This window comes from Streptomyces sp. NPDC024698, assembly GCF_055559015.1.
The window spans coordinates 131,565-144,928 of record NZ_JBVHLK010000007.1 but is presented as its reverse complement, the minus strand read 5'-3'; the positions used below and the strand labels follow the sequence as shown (position 1 = coordinate 144,928).

The following is a 13,364-nucleotide window of genomic DNA, read 5'->3' as shown; positions in this document are numbered from 1 at the left end:
CTGTAACGAGGAGGGAGTAGTAGAGCTATGGGCTTATGGTCGCATTCACCCGTCCCGGGCGATCTCCGCACGCGCGGGCGAATGACCGCGTCAACACGCCGTTCCCGCCCGGCGGGACGAGGGCCCGACCCGGCGGCACGACGGCCCGAGCCGGCCGGCGGCACGGTGGTCCGGCCCGCCGGTGCGGGCCGGGGCGTGCCGCCGGCGCCCCGTCAGGACGCGTCGATGAACCGGCCGAGGACGCGGACGCCGAACTGGAGCGCGTCCACCGGCACCCGCTCGTCGACACCGTGGAACATGCCCGCGAAGTCCAGCTCCGGGGGCAGCTTCAGCGGCGCGAAGCCGAAACAGCGGATACCGAGATCGGCGAACGACTTGGCGTCGGTGCCGGCCGAGAGCATGTAGGGCACGGCACGCGCGATCGGGTCCTCGGCCGAGAGCGCGGTCTGCATGGCGTCGACGAGCGCACCGTCGAAACCGGTCTCCAGCGCCTTGTCCGCGTGCACGTCCTCGCGCTTGACCCGGGGGCCGAGGATCCGGTCGAGGTCGGCGAGGAACTCCTCCTCGTAGCCCGGCAGATACCGGCCGTCGACATGCGCGGTGGCCTGCCCCGGAATGACGTTGACCTTGTAGCCGGCGCCCAGCTGGGTCGGGTTGGCCGTGTTCTGGAGGGAGGCACCGATGAGCTTGGCGATACCGCCGAGCCTGGCGAGCGTCTCGTCCATGTTCTCCGGGTCCAGCTCGGTTCCCAGTGCGTCGCCGAGCTCGTCGAGGAAGTGCCGCAGGGTCTTCGTGACCCGCACCGGGAACTTGTGCCGGCCGAGCCGCCCGACGGCCTCGGAGAGCTCGGTGATCGCGTTGTCCTTGTGGATCATCGAACCGTGCCCGGCGGTGCCGTCCACGGTCAGCTTCATCCAGTGCATGCCCTTCTGCGCGGTCTCGACGAGATACAGCCGCAGCTTCTCGTTGACCGTGAAGGAGAACCCGCCGACCTCGCCGATCGCCTCGGTGACGCCGTCGAACAGGTCCGGGTGCTTGTCGACCAGGTGCCGGGCGCCGAACGTTCCGCCCGCCTCCTCGTCCGCGAGGAAGGCGAGGACGATGTCACGCGGCGGCTTGCGGCCGCTGCGCATCCGCTCCCGTACGACCGCCAGCGTCATGGCATCCATGTCCTTCATGTCGACCGCGCCCCGGCCCCAGACCATCCCGTCGGCGATCTCGCCCGAGAAGGGGTCGTGGGTCCAGTCCGCCGCGTTGGCCGGTACGACATCGGTGTGGCCGTGGATGAGCAACGCGGGCCGCGAGGGGTCCTCGCCCTCGATACGGGCCACCGTGGAGGCACGCCCCTGGTGGGACTCGAAGATCTGCGGTTCGAGTCCGACCTCGGCGAGCTTCTCGGCGACGTACTCCGCGGCCTTGCGCTCGCCGGGTCCGGAGTGGTCCCCGTAGTTGCTGGTGTCGATCCGGATCAGCTCACGACAGAGGTCCACGACCTCGTCCTCGCCCGTGACGTTCCTGGTCGTGCCGCTCTCGCTCACGCTGCTTCCTCCCGCTGTCGCCGCTGGTGGTCCCCCTCATCCTCTCCCCGACCCGCCCCCGGACCCAAGGGCGGGCCCCTCCCGTCACGTGCCGTTCACGCCGCGAGGGGGTGATCGGGGCCCCCGGAAAGCCTGGTAATGTTTCACCTGTCGCCGCGAGGGAAACCCCGCGCGAAAGACACCTTGTCCGGGTGGCGGAATGGCAGACGCGCTAGCTTGAGGTGCTAGTGCCCTTTATCGGGCGTGGGGGTTCAAGTCCCCCCTCGGACACCAGCGGGACCCCACTTCGGTGGGGTCTTTTGCGTTTCCGGGTCGCACTCCGCCCACTGGGCCCTCATCTCGCCCCTCACCTCCGGTCGAACGATTCGGGGAGTCTTCGAAAGTTTCGAAGACTTGATGAGGTCGCATTGATCTTGACAAGCGGGCCTTCACTGAACAGCCGTTACCCGGCGGGGCATACAACCCGTCTGAACAGGCATTACACCCCCCATAACCCTTACCGGGCGTGACGAATGTTTCGACTATCACGTCGAAACTATTGACACTTGACAGGGCCAGTTCAACACTGTGGGCGATTCGCAGCGCGCCACCTCACGAGGACGAGGAGGAAGAACGCACATGATCGACGCACCCGCACCCCCGCCGCGCCGCCGTAGCGCTCGCGCCGGGACGTTCCGTCGGTTCAGGCTGCTCATCAGCGGCGTCTGCACCATGCTGCTGGTCGCCGTGGCCGCGATGACGCTGCCCGGCACGGCCCAGGCGGACACGGTCATCACCTCGAACCAGACCGGCACCAACAACGGGTACTACTACTCGTTCTGGACCGACAGCGGCGGGACGGTGTCCATGAACCTGGGCTCCGCCGGCAACTACGGCACCTCCTGGAGCAACACCGGGAACTTCGTCGCCGGAAAGGGCTGGAGCAACGGCGGACGAAGGAGCGTCACCTACTCGGGCAGCTTCAACCCGTCAGGCAACGCCTACCTGTCCCTCTACGGGTGGACCTCCAACCCGCTCGTCGAGTACTACATCGTCGACAACTGGGGCACCTACCGGCCCACGGGGACGTTCATGGGCACCGTCACCAGCGACGGCGGCACGTACGACATCTACAAGACGACACGGACCAACGCCCCCTCCGTCGAGGGCACCCGCACCTTCGACCAGTACTGGAGCGTCCGCCAGTCGAAGCGGACCGGCGGGACCATCACGACGGGCAACCACTTCGACGCCTGGGCCCGCGCCGGAATGAACCTGGGCAGCTTCAACTACTACATGATCCTCGCCACCGAGGGTTACCAGAGCAGCGGGAACTCCAACATCACCCTGGGCGACTCCGGATCGGGCGGTGGGTCCGGGGGCGGCTCGGGCGGCGGCTCCGGCGGGTGCGCGGCGACCCTGTCGGCCGGGCAGCAGTGGAGCGACCGGTACAACCTCAACGTCGCCGTCACCGGCTCCAGCAACTGGACCGTGACGATGAACGTGCCGTCCCCGGCGAAGATCCTCTCGACCTGGAACATCAGCGCGAGCTACCCCAGCGCCCAGGTCCTGACGGCCAAACCCAACGGCAGCGGCAACACCTTCGGCGTCACCGTCCAGTCCAACGGCAACTGGACCTGGCCCACGGTCTCCTGCACCACGAGCTGACCCCTGCCCTCCCCCAAGGCACTAGGAGCACCTCGCATGAGATTCCGCACGAGATCCGGACGACTCGGCTCGTCACGCACGCTGGTCACGGGACTGGCCGTGGTGGCGTCGGCCGCCGCGGGCACCCTCGCCCTCGGCACCGGACCGGCGCGGGCCGCCACCTGCAACGGGTACGTCGGACTGACCTTCGACGACGGGCCGTCCAGCACCACGTCGGGCCTGCTCAACGCCCTCAAGCAGAACGGGCTGCGCGCCACCATGTTCAACGAGGGCCAGTACGCGGCGTCCAACCCCGCGCAGGTACGGGCCCAGGTCGACGCCGGCATGTGGGTGGGCAACCACAGCTACACCCATCCGCATCTCACCCAGGAGAGCCAGGCCCAGATCGACTCGGAGATCTCCCGGACCCAGCAGGCCATCGCCGGTGCGGGCGGCGGCACCCCGAAACTGTTCCGCCCTCCGTACGGAGAGACCAACGCGACGCTGAAGGCGGTCGAGGCCAAGTACGGTCTCACCGAGATCATCTGGGACGTCGACTCGCAGGACTGGAACGGCGCGAGCACCGACGCGATCGTGCAGGCGGCCGGCCGGCTCACCAGCGGCCAGATCATCCTCATGCACGACTGGCCCGCCAACACGATCGCCGCGATCCCGCGCATCGCTCAGGGACTGGCCTCGCGCGGCCTGTGCGCCGGGATGATCTCTCCACAGACCGGCCGCGCCGTGGCACCCGACGGTGGCGGCACGGGCGGTGGCGGTGGCGGCGGATGCACCGCGACGCTGTCCGCCGGGCAGCAGTGGAGCGACCGGTACAACCTCAACGTCGCCGTCACCGGCTCGAACAACTGGACCGTGACGATGAACGTCCCCGCTCCCGAGAAGATCCTCTCGACCTGGAACATCAGCGCGAGCTACCCCAGCGCCCAGGTCCTGACGGCCAAACCCGACGGCAGCGGCAACACCTTCGGCGTCACCGTCCAGACCAACGGCACGTGGACGTGGCCGACGGTCTCCTGCGCCACGAGCTGACCCGGGCGGAACCGCACCCGGGCCACACCTGGACCGCACCGAGGAACAGCGCGCCCCGCGTCACCCGGCACGCCCTGCGAGGGCTCCGATCACCGGATCGGGGCCCTCGCTCGCTGTGTTCACGGAGTTACGGAAAGATGTGGGGCAGATCTCGTCACGCTGACGTATTCCCACGTCACAGCGCTGCGGGAGAGGACCTGAGGACCCTCTCGGGAGGGCCTCGCATCGCTGATCCCCAGGTCAGAAGCTAGCGTCGTACTAAAATTGCAGGCTTGTTCGGAGCTGGACCGGAATATCCCCAGGCGTACCTGCGGGCCCACCGGCTCCCCGGAGTATCCGGGAACAACACGTGAGGACCCGATGGCAGCCCTCCAGCAAAGCCCCGCACTCGCGTTGTCCGACGACGAGGTGCGTGCGGAGCTCGGTGACCAGGCGCGCTTCTCCGCAGCCTCGGCCGCCTCGCCGCGCACGCTCGTCGACATCCTCGACGCCTCCGTACGGGCGTACCCCGAGGAGCCCGCCCTCGACGACGGCCGGCGCGCCCTCACCTACCGGGCCCTGGCCGCCGAGGTGGAAGGCGTGCGGTCGAGGCTCGCGGCGGCCGGGGTCGGACTCGGCGACCGGGTCGGCGTACGGGTCCCGTCCGGCACGAACGAGCTGTACACGGCGATCCTCGGCGTCCTCGCGGCCGGTGCCGCCTATGTCCCGGTGGACGCCGAGGACCCCGACGAGCGGGCCGAGCTGGTCTTCTCCGAGGCCGGGGTGCGCGCGGTCGTCGGCGCCGGGCACGAACTGACCGTGAACGGCCGCTCCGGGGTTCTGGCAGGGCGGCCGGGCGTCGAGCACGACGCCTGGATCATCTTCACCTCGGGTTCCACCGGAAAGCCCAAGGGCGTGGCGGTGAGCCACCGCAGCGCCGCCGCCTTCGTGGACGCGGAGGCGAGCCTCTTCCTGACCGAGGAGCCGATCGGGCCCGGTGACCGGGTCATGGCGGGCCTGTCCGTCGCCTTCGACGCCTCCTGCGAGGAGATGTGGCTCGCGTGGCGGTACGGGGCCTGTCTGGTGCCCGTACCGCGCTCCCAGGTGCGCAGCGGCGCCGACCTCGGCCCCTGGCTGGTCGAGCAGGAGATCACCGTCGTCTCCACCGTGCCCACCCTGGCCGCGCTGTGGGAGCCCGAGACCCTGAACGAGGTCCGGCTGCTGATCTTCGGCGGCGAGGCCTGCCCGCCCGAGCTGACCCAGCGCCTGGTGACCGAGGGCCGCGAGGTGTGGAACACGTACGGGCCGACCGAGGCGACCGTGGTGGCCTGTGCCTCGCTGCTGACCGGTGAGGAGCCCATCCGGATCGGGCTGCCGCTGAACGGCTGGGAGCTCGCGGTGGTCGACGAGGCGGGCGAGCCGGTGCCGATGGGCGGCAGCGGCCAGCTGGTGATCGGCGGGGTCGGGCTCGCCCGCTATCTCGACGCGGAGAAGGACGCGGAGAAGTACGCGCCGCTCCCGTCGCTCGGCTGGGAGCGGGCGTACCGCAGCGGTGACCTGGTCAGGGCCGAACCCGAGGGGCTGATCTTCCTGGGGCGGGCCGACGAGCAGATCAAGCTCGGCGGCCGCCGGATCGAACTCGGCGAGGTGGACGCGGCGCTCCAGGCGCTGCCCGGGGTCGCGGGCGCGGCGGCCGCCGTACGGACCGCGCGTGGCGGCAATCAGCTGCTGGTCGGCTATGTCGTCACCCAGGAGGGCTGGGACCAGGCGGCGGCCGTCGAGAAGCTGCGCGCCGAACTGCCCGCCGCGCTGGTTCCGCTGATCGCGCCGGTCGGGGACCTGCCGACCCGTACGTCGGGCAAGGTCGACCGGAACGCGCTGCCCTGGCCGCTGGAGGGTCTGGAGAGCGCCGGCGCCAAGGAGGAGCTGTACGGCACCGAGGCCTGGCTCGCCGAGCAGTGGAGCGAGGTCCTGGGCATCCCGGTGGGGGGCGCGGGCGACGACTTCTTCGCGATCGGCGGCTCCAGTCTGGCGGCCGCCCAGCTCACCACCCGGCTGCGCGCCCGCTACCCGAGCGCCGCCGTGCTCGACGTCTACCAGCAGCCCGTGCTGCGCAAGCTGGCCCGGCATCTGGAGAGATCCGGTCAGGACGACGGGGCGGAGCGGGTGATCGCGCCGGTCCCGGTGCGGGCCAAGCTGGTCCAGCTGCTCGTCCTGGTTCCGCTGTTCGCCCTGCTCGGACTGCGCTGGACGGTGGCCCTGGCCGCGGCCGGCAACGTGCTGCACCGGTTCGGCCCCTATCCGTGGGCGCCCGGCGCCTCGTGGTGGCTGGTGGGCGCCGGCGCGCTCGTCCTGTACAGCCCGCCGGGGCGGCTCGCCGTCGCCGCGGGCGGTGCGCGGCTGCTGCTGCGCGGGGTGAAGGCCGGCCGGTATCCGCGGGGCGGGAGTGTCCATCTGCGGCTGTGGACGGCCGAACGGCTCGCCGCGTTCAGCGGCGCGACCTCGCTGACCGGGTCCTGGCTGGAGCGGTACGCCCGTGCGCTGGGCGCCCGGATCGGTCAGGACGTGGATCTGCATTCGCTGCCGCCGGTGACCGGCATGCTCAAGATGGGCCGGGGCGCCGCCGTCGAGTCCGAGGTGGACCTGTCGGGGTACTGGCTGGACGGCGACCGGCTGGAGATCGGCCCGGTCAAGGTGGGCGCCGGTGCCGTGGTCGGGACGCGCAGCATCCTCTTCCCGGGGTCCCGGGTGGGCAAGCGTGCCGAGGTGGCGCCGGGTTCCGCCGTGACGGGCCAGATCCCGACCGGGCAGCGGTGGGCCGGGGCGCCCGCGGTCAAGCTCGGCAAGGCGAAGCGCGCGTGGCCCAAGGACCGGCCGCGGCGCGGCACGTACTGGCGGGCGATGTACGGCGCGGCCGGGTTCGGGCTGAGCGCGCTGCCGGTGCTGGCCGCGGTCGCGGCGCTGCTCGTGGCCCGGGTGTTCGTGAGCGCGGACGCCGGTCCGGGCGCGGCGCTGCGGGGTGCGGCGCTCGCCCTGGTCCCGGCGACGCTCGTGTTCGGGCTCGTGTACGCGCTGATGCTCCTGGTGGCCGTGCGGCTGCTGAGTCTCGGGCTGCACGAGGGCACGCATCCGACGCACAGCCGGATCGGCTGGCAGGCATGGACCGTCACCCAGCTCATGGACCGTTCCCGGGAGACGCTGTTCCCGCTGTACGCCGGGCTGATCACGCCGGTGTGGCTGCGGCTGCTCGGCATGCGGATCGGCCGGGGCGCGGAGGTGTCGACGGTGCTCGCGCTGCCGAGTCTGACGACGGTCGGCGACGGCGCGTTCCTCGCGGACGACACCCTGACGGCTCCGTACGAGCTCGGTGGCGGCTGGATGCGCATCGGGCGGGCGGAGATCGGGCGGCGGGCCTTCCTCGGCAACTCGGGGATGACGGCTCCGGGCCGCAGCGTGCCGGACGGGGGCCTGGTCGGGGTGCTGTCGGCGACGCCGAAGAAGGCGAAGAAGGGCAGTTCCTATCTGGGGCTGCCGCCGATGAAGCTGCCACGTGCGGCGCAGGGCGGCGACCAGAGCCGTACGTACGAACCGCCGGCCCGGCTGCTGTGGGCGCGTGGTCTGGTGGAGCTGTGCCGGCTGCTGCCGGTGTTCTGCTCGGCGGCGCTGGCCGTGCTGACGGTCGCCGCGCTGTGCGCGCTGGGTCCGTGGGCATGGGCGTTCGCGGGTCCGGTGCTGCTCGCCGTGGGGGTGCTCGGGTGCCTGGTCTCCATCGTGGCGAAGTGGCTGCTGGTCGGGCGGCACCGTGCCGGTGAGCACCCGCTCTGGAGCAGTTTCGTGTGGCGCAACGAGCTGGCCGACACCTTCGTGGAGGTCGTGGCCGTGCCGTGGCTGGCGGGATCCGTGCCCGGTACGCCGCTGATGACGGCGTGGCTGCGGGGGCTCGGCGCCAGGATCGGCCGGGGCACCTGGGTCGAGAGCTACTGGCTGCCCGAGTCGGATCTCGTGACGCTGGGCGACGCGGTCACGGTGAACCGGGGCTGTGTGCTCCAGACCCACCTCTTCCACGACCGGATCTTGCGGACGGATACTGTGGTCCTCCGTGAGGGCGCCACTCTGGGTCCGGGCGGAATCGTCCTGCCCGGCAGCACCGTCGGGGCCCGCTCCACCCTGGGTCCCGCGTCGCTGGTGATGGCGGCGGAGTCCGTTCCCGACGACACCCGCTGGCTGGGCAACCCGATCGAGGCGTGGCGTTCCTAGCAGAATCGACCTGATCGGACAGGAAGGGCGGTACAGCGGTACGTCGAGCACAGGGCAGGGAGCAGTCGCAGCAGTGAGCGTTCAGCAGACAGCGGGACCGGACCCCTATTTCCCGGCCAACGGAGATCCCCGTTACCGGGTGCACCGGTACGAGCTCGCGCTGGACTACCGCCCCGGCCCGAACCGGCTGTCAGGCACCGCGCGGATCAACGCCATAGCGGGCCGTTCCGCGCTGACCGAGTTCCAGCTGAACCTGGCCGACTTCCGGATCGGCCGGGTCCGTGTCGACGGCAAGGCCCCGCACTACACGCACCGGGGCGGCAGGCTGCGGATCCGTCCGCCGAAGCCGCTGCGGGCCGGTACCGCGTTCACCGTCGAGGTGCACTGGTCGGGCAACCCCAAGCCGGTGAGCAGCCCCTGGGGCGGGCTCGGCTGGGAGGAGCTGGAGGACGGGGCGCTGGTGGCGAGCCAGCCGGTCGGTTCGCCGTCCTGGTACCCGTGCAACGACCGGCCGGCCGACAAGGCCGCGTACCAGATCTCGGTGACGACGCCCTCCGCCTACGCGGTGGTGGCCGGCGGGCGGCTGCTGACACGGACGACGAAGGCGTCGACGACGACCTGGGTGTACGAGCAGCCCGCCCCGACCTCCAGCTATCTGGTGGGCCTGTCGATCGGCAAGTACCAGACGGTGCTGCTCGGCGACCCGGGCCTCGGGGGCGTGCCGCAGTCGGGGTATCTGCCCGCTCAGCTGCTGCCGGAGTTCTCCCGGGACTTCGCGCGGCAGCCCGCGATGATGGAGCTGTTCCAGGGCCTGTTCGGGCCCTACCCGTTCGGCGAGTACGCGGTGGTGGTGACCGAGGAGGAACTCGACGTCCCGGTCGAGGCGCAGGGTCTGTCGCTGTTCGGCGCCAACCATGTGGACGGGGCGCGGGGTTCGGAGCGGCTGATCGCGCACGAGCTGGCGCACCAGTGGTTCGGCAACAGTGTGACCATCGCGGACTGGCGGCACATCTGGCTGAACGAGGGGCTCGCGAAGTACGCCGAGTGGCTGTGGTCGGAGCGCTCCGGCGGACGCCCGGCGCGTCAACTGGCCGCCGCCGCGCACCGGAAGCTGGCCGCGCTGCCGCGGGATCTGCTGCTGTCGGACCCGGGCCGCAAGCTGATGTTCGACGACCGGCTCTACCAGCGCGGCGGGCTCACGGTGCACGCGATCCGCTGCGCGATGGGGGACGAGGCGTTCTTCCGCATGCTGCGCGGCTGGGCGACGCTGCACCGGGGCGGCACGGTCACCACGTCGGTCTTCACCGCGCACGTCTCGCGCTACGCGGCCGAGCCGCTGGACGAGCTCTTCACGGCGTGGCTGTACGAGACCGCGCTGCCGCCGCTGCCTGAGCCCGCCCCGCAACTGCCCGAGGCCGCACGTCGGTTGCCGGCCCGGCCCGCCTATCCGCCCACCTTTCCGCCGCCGGGCGCCGACCCGGCGCGGGTCCGGGGAGAATGACGCGATGACCAGCCGATCCTGCCCCTGCGGGCTCGCCGAGCCGTACGCGCGCTGCTGCGGGCGCTTCCATCGCGGTGAGGCCGCGGCGCCGAGTGCCGAGGCGCTCATGCGGTCGCGTTACAGCGCCTTCGTGCACGAGGACGAGGGATACCTGCTGCGCACCTGGCATCCGCGGACCCGTCCGGCCCGGGTGGAGTTCGACCCGGGGATGCGGTGGAGCGGTCTGGAGATCCTGGAGACGGGTCAGGGCTCGGCCTTCCACACCACGGGGACCGTGACCTTCCGGGCCTCCTACCGGGGCGGCTCCCTGCACGAGCGGAGCCGGTTCGAGCGGGTGGACGGGGCCTGGGTGTACGTGGACGGGGAGTTCCTGGACTGAGCCCCGCCGCGCGCCGGGCCTCAGGGGGCCAGCACGTCCAGTTCCTGGAGCGCTCCGGCCGTGATCTCCCGGGTCAGCCGCTCGGCACGTGGGGCGTCGCCCTCGCGGACGGCCTCGGCGAGCTGGACGTGCAGGGTGACGGCGGCGGGGTCGGGGTCCGCGAACATGACGTCGTGGTGGGTGCGGCCGGAGAGGACCTCCGCGACGACGTCCCCGAGGCGGGCGAACATCTCGTTGCCCGACGCCCTGAGGATCACCCGGTGGAAGGCGACGTCGTGGACCAGATAGCCCTCCAGCTGGTGCCCGCGTGAGGTGGCGACCATGCCGAGCGCGCACTCGGTGAGCTCCGCGCACTGCTCCGCGGTGGCGTGCCGCGCGGCCAGGCCCGCCGCGACGGGTTCGATCGCCGAGCGCAGGACGGTGAGGGATCGCAGCTGGTGGGGACGGTCGGCACCGGCCAGCCGCCAGCGGATGACCTGGGGGTCGTAGACGTTCCACTCGGACTTGGGGCGGACCGTCACGCCCACACGGCGGCGGGACTCGACCAGGTACATGGATTCGAGCACCCGGACCGCCTCGCGCATCACGGAGCGGGACACCTCGAAGCGCTGGGCGAGTTCGTCGGTGCGTAGAACACTCCCCGGCGGGTAGTCGCCCGCCGTGATCGCCGGCCCGAGGGACTCCAGTACGTGTCCGTGCAGCCCCCGGTCCCGTGTGGTCATGAGGTCAGGGTACGAGGCCGACGTCACGATTAAAAAGTCAGACTTATACGTCACACACTCTTGAATTTGTCGTACCTAATGCGTTTCAGTGGCGTCGACGTCAGATGTCGACGAAGACAGCGAGAGCGCGATGCAGCACAGTCCCACCCCCCATGTCGTCGTGGTCATGGGTGTCGCAGGCACCGGGAAGACCACCATCGGCCCGTTGCTCGCGGCCCGGCTCGGCGTTCCGTACGCCGAGGGCGACGACTTCCACCCGCAGGCCAACATCGCCAAGATGTCGGCCGGGACGCCGCTGACCGACGAGGACCGGTGGCCGTGGCTGGACGCCATCGGGCACTGGGCGCACGAGCGGGCCGGGCTCGGCGGGGTGGTCAGCAGCTCGGCTCTCAAGCGCGCCTACCGGGACCGGCTGCGCGCGGTCGCGCCCGGGGTCGTCTTCGTGCATCTGACCGGTGACCGCGAGCTCATCGAGAACCGGATGTCGCACCGCAAGGGGCACTTCATGCCCACAGCGCTCCTGGACTCGCAGTTCGCCACGCTCCAGCCGCTGGCGGCCGACGAGGCCGGGGTCGACGTGAACGTGTCCGGCGGGCCCGCGGAGATCACCGAGCGGGCCGTGACGGCGCTCGGCGCCCTCGAACCGCCCCGCCCGTAACACCCGGGCGCCGCCCCGGCCCCGGAGTACCCCGGGCTCCGACGCCCTACCCCGTGCCCTACCCCCGTGCCCGTGCCCGTGCCCGTGACAACGCTGTCCTGCGGGCGACAGCGCGCACCACCTTCCCCACGACCGTTTCTCAAGCAAGGGACAACCGTGACCAGACTCAGTGTCGAGATGCTGGCAGCGGACGCCGTCGAACCGATCACGTCGGCGGGCCACGCTCAACTGGGCATAGCCGTGCTGGCGGGCATCGCCGTCATCGTCCTGCTCATCACGAAGTTCAGGCTGCACGCCTTTCTCGCCCTGACCATCGGCTCGCTGGCGCTCGGCGCGTTCGCCGGCGCCCCGCTCGACAAGGTCATCGTCAGCTTCACCACCGGACTCGGCTCGACCGTGGCCGGTGTGGGTGTCCTGATCGCCCTCGGCGCGATCCTCGGCAAACTGCTCGCCGACTCGGGCGGCGCCGACCAGATCGTCGACACGATCCTCGCCAAGGCGGGCGGTCGCGCCATGCCCTGGGCGATGGTGCTGATCGCCTCGGTGATCGGCCTGCCGCTGTTCTTCGAGGTCGGCATCGTGCTGCTGATCCCGGTGGTCCTGATGGTCGCCAAGCGCGGCAACTACTCGCTGATGCGCATCGGCATCCCGGCCCTCGCGGGTCTGTCGGTGATGCACGGTCTGATACCGCCGCACCCCGGTCCGCTGGTCGCGATCGACGCGGTCCACGCGAACCTCGGCATCACGCTCGCCCTCGGCGTCCTGGTCGCGATCCCCACGGTGATCGTCGCCGGTCCGGTGTTCTCGCGGTACGCGGCCCGCTGGGTGGACGTCCAGGCGCCCGACCGGATGGTCCCCGCGCGAGCCTCGGAGGATCTGGAGAAGCGTCCGAGCTTCGGCGCGACCCTCGCGACCATGCTGCTGCCCGTGGTGCTGATGCTGGCCAAGGCCCTGGTGGACATCATCGTCGACGACCCGGCGAACATGACCCAGCGCGTCTTCGACGTCGTCGGGGCGCCGCTGATCGCCCTGCTCGCGGCCGTGATCGTGGGCATGTTCACGCTGGGCCGGGCGGCGGGCTTCACCAGGGACCGCATCTCGACGACCGTCGAGAAGTCCCTCGCGCCCATCGCCGGCATCCTGCTCATCGTCGGCGCGGGCGGCGGCTTCAAGCAGACGCTGATCGACTCCGGTGTGGGCCGGATGATCCTGGAGATCTCCAAGGACTGGTCGATCCCCGCGCTGCTGCTGGCCTGGCTGATCGCGGTGGCGATCCGGCTCGCGACCGGCTCGGCGACCGTCGCCACCATCTCGGCGGCCGGTCTGGTCGCGCCCCTGGCGGCCGACATGTCGACCACCCACACGTCCCTGCTCGTCCTCGCGATCGGCGCGGGCTCGCTCTTCTTCAGCCATGTCAACGACGCCGGCTTCTGGCTGGTGAAGGAGTACTTCGGCCTGGACGTCGGCCAGACGGTGAAGACCTGGTCCGTCATGGAGACGATCATCTCGGTGATGGCCGGAGGACTGGTGCTGCTGCTGTCGCTGGTTCTCTAGGACCGCTGTCCCCCCGGCCGTGTCCGACCCGGCTGACGACGGCGAACGGGCCGCGGGAAGAACCTGGACCGGTTCTTCCCGCGGCCCGTTCGCCGTCGTC

The 13,364-nt window shown here is 70.9% G+C and carries 9 protein-coding genes and 1 tRNA gene; 8 read left to right on the top strand and 2 right to left on the bottom strand.

The genetic code is table 11. The features are described from left to right. Positions 1 to 212: 212 nt before the first annotated feature. Positions 213 to 1,538 (bottom strand): M20/M25/M40 family metallo-hydrolase, encoded by a 1,326-nt coding sequence (locus ACZ4AA_RS18650; RefSeq protein WP_467602764.1) that lies wholly within the window; start codon positions 1,536 to 1,538, stop codon positions 213 to 215. Positions 1,539 to 1,723: 185 nt separating this feature from the next. Here ACZ4AA_RS18650 and ACZ4AA_RS18645 point away from each other — a divergent pair. The 6 genes from ACZ4AA_RS18645 to ACZ4AA_RS18620 all read left to right on the top strand — a co-directional run bounded on the left by ACZ4AA_RS18645 (position 1,724) and on the right by ACZ4AA_RS18620 (position 10,330). Continuing rightward, positions 1,724 to 1,811: transfer RNA gene (locus ACZ4AA_RS18645), tRNA-Leu, on the top strand. A gap of 345 nt (positions 1,812 to 2,156) precedes the next feature. Beyond that, positions 2,157 to 3,185: a glycoside hydrolase family 11 protein gene (locus ACZ4AA_RS18640; protein WP_467602761.1), complete on the top strand. Its 1,029-nt coding sequence runs from the start codon at positions 2,157 to 2,159 to the stop codon at positions 3,183 to 3,185. 36 nt (positions 3,186 to 3,221) lie between these two features. Continuing rightward, positions 3,222 to 4,214 (top strand): polysaccharide deacetylase family protein, encoded by a 993-nt coding sequence (locus ACZ4AA_RS18635; protein ID WP_467602759.1) that lies wholly within the window; start codon positions 3,222 to 3,224, stop codon positions 4,212 to 4,214. 360 nt (positions 4,215 to 4,574) lie between these two features. Continuing rightward, positions 4,575 to 8,450 carry a Pls/PosA family non-ribosomal peptide synthetase gene (locus ACZ4AA_RS18630; RefSeq protein WP_467602756.1) on the top strand — a complete coding sequence of 1,292 codons (3,876 nt, stop codon included), beginning with the start codon at positions 4,575 to 4,577 and terminating at the stop codon, positions 8,448 to 8,450. A gap of 73 nt (positions 8,451 to 8,523) precedes the next feature. Further along, entirely contained in the window at positions 8,524 to 9,951 is a 1,428-nt protein-coding gene (locus ACZ4AA_RS18625; protein ID WP_467602754.1) for a M1 family metallopeptidase, read from the top strand. 4 nt (positions 9,952 to 9,955) lie between these two features. After that, the gene (locus ACZ4AA_RS18620) at positions 9,956 to 10,330 is read left to right on the top strand and encodes a YchJ family protein (protein ID WP_467602752.1); all 375 of its coding nucleotides are present in this window, start codon (positions 9,956 to 9,958) and stop codon (positions 10,328 to 10,330) included. Between the two features lie 20 nt (positions 10,331 to 10,350). Here the strand turns inward: ACZ4AA_RS18620 and ACZ4AA_RS18615 are convergent, their stop codons facing one another. Next, positions 10,351 to 11,052 carry a FadR/GntR family transcriptional regulator gene (locus ACZ4AA_RS18615; RefSeq protein ID WP_467602750.1) on the bottom strand — a complete coding sequence of 234 codons (702 nt, stop codon included), beginning with the start codon at positions 11,050 to 11,052 and terminating at the stop codon, positions 10,351 to 10,353. Positions 11,053 to 11,182: 130 nt separating this feature from the next. Here ACZ4AA_RS18615 and ACZ4AA_RS18610 point away from each other — a divergent pair, with 130 nt between their 5' ends. Both ACZ4AA_RS18610 and ACZ4AA_RS18605 read left to right on the top strand, forming a co-directional pair. Further along, positions 11,183 to 11,710, top strand: a complete 528-nt coding sequence (locus ACZ4AA_RS18610; protein ID WP_467602748.1) for a gluconokinase — start codon at positions 11,183 to 11,185, stop codon at positions 11,708 to 11,710. A 156-nt stretch (positions 11,711 to 11,866) separates the two neighbouring features. Further along, positions 11,867 to 13,264: a GntT/GntP/DsdX family permease gene (locus ACZ4AA_RS18605; protein ID WP_467602745.1), complete on the top strand. Its 1,398-nt coding sequence runs from the start codon at positions 11,867 to 11,869 to the stop codon at positions 13,262 to 13,264. Positions 13,265 to 13,364 lie beyond the last annotated feature (100 nt).

Excerpts from the sequence above, each read along its gene's own strand:
- ACZ4AA_RS18620 (WP_467602752.1), top strand. The coding sequence starts at position 9,956 with ATGACCAGCCGATCCTGCCCCTGCGGGCTCGCCGAGCCGTACGCGCGC.
- ACZ4AA_RS18640 (WP_467602761.1), top strand. The coding sequence starts at position 2,157 with ATGATCGACGCACCCGCACCCCCGCCGCGCCGCCGTAGCGCTCGCGCC.
- ACZ4AA_RS18610 (WP_467602748.1), top strand. The coding sequence starts at position 11,183 with ATGCAGCACAGTCCCACCCCCCATGTCGTCGTGGTCATGGGTGTCGCA.
- ACZ4AA_RS18635 (WP_467602759.1), top strand. The coding sequence starts at position 3,222 with ATGAGATTCCGCACGAGATCCGGACGACTCGGCTCGTCACGCACGCTG.
- ACZ4AA_RS18630 (WP_467602756.1), top strand. The coding sequence starts at position 4,575 with ATGGCAGCCCTCCAGCAAAGCCCCGCACTCGCGTTGTCCGACGACGAG.
- ACZ4AA_RS18615 (WP_467602750.1), bottom strand. The coding sequence starts at position 11,052 with ATGACCACACGGGACCGGGGGCTGCACGGACACGTACTGGAGTCCCTC.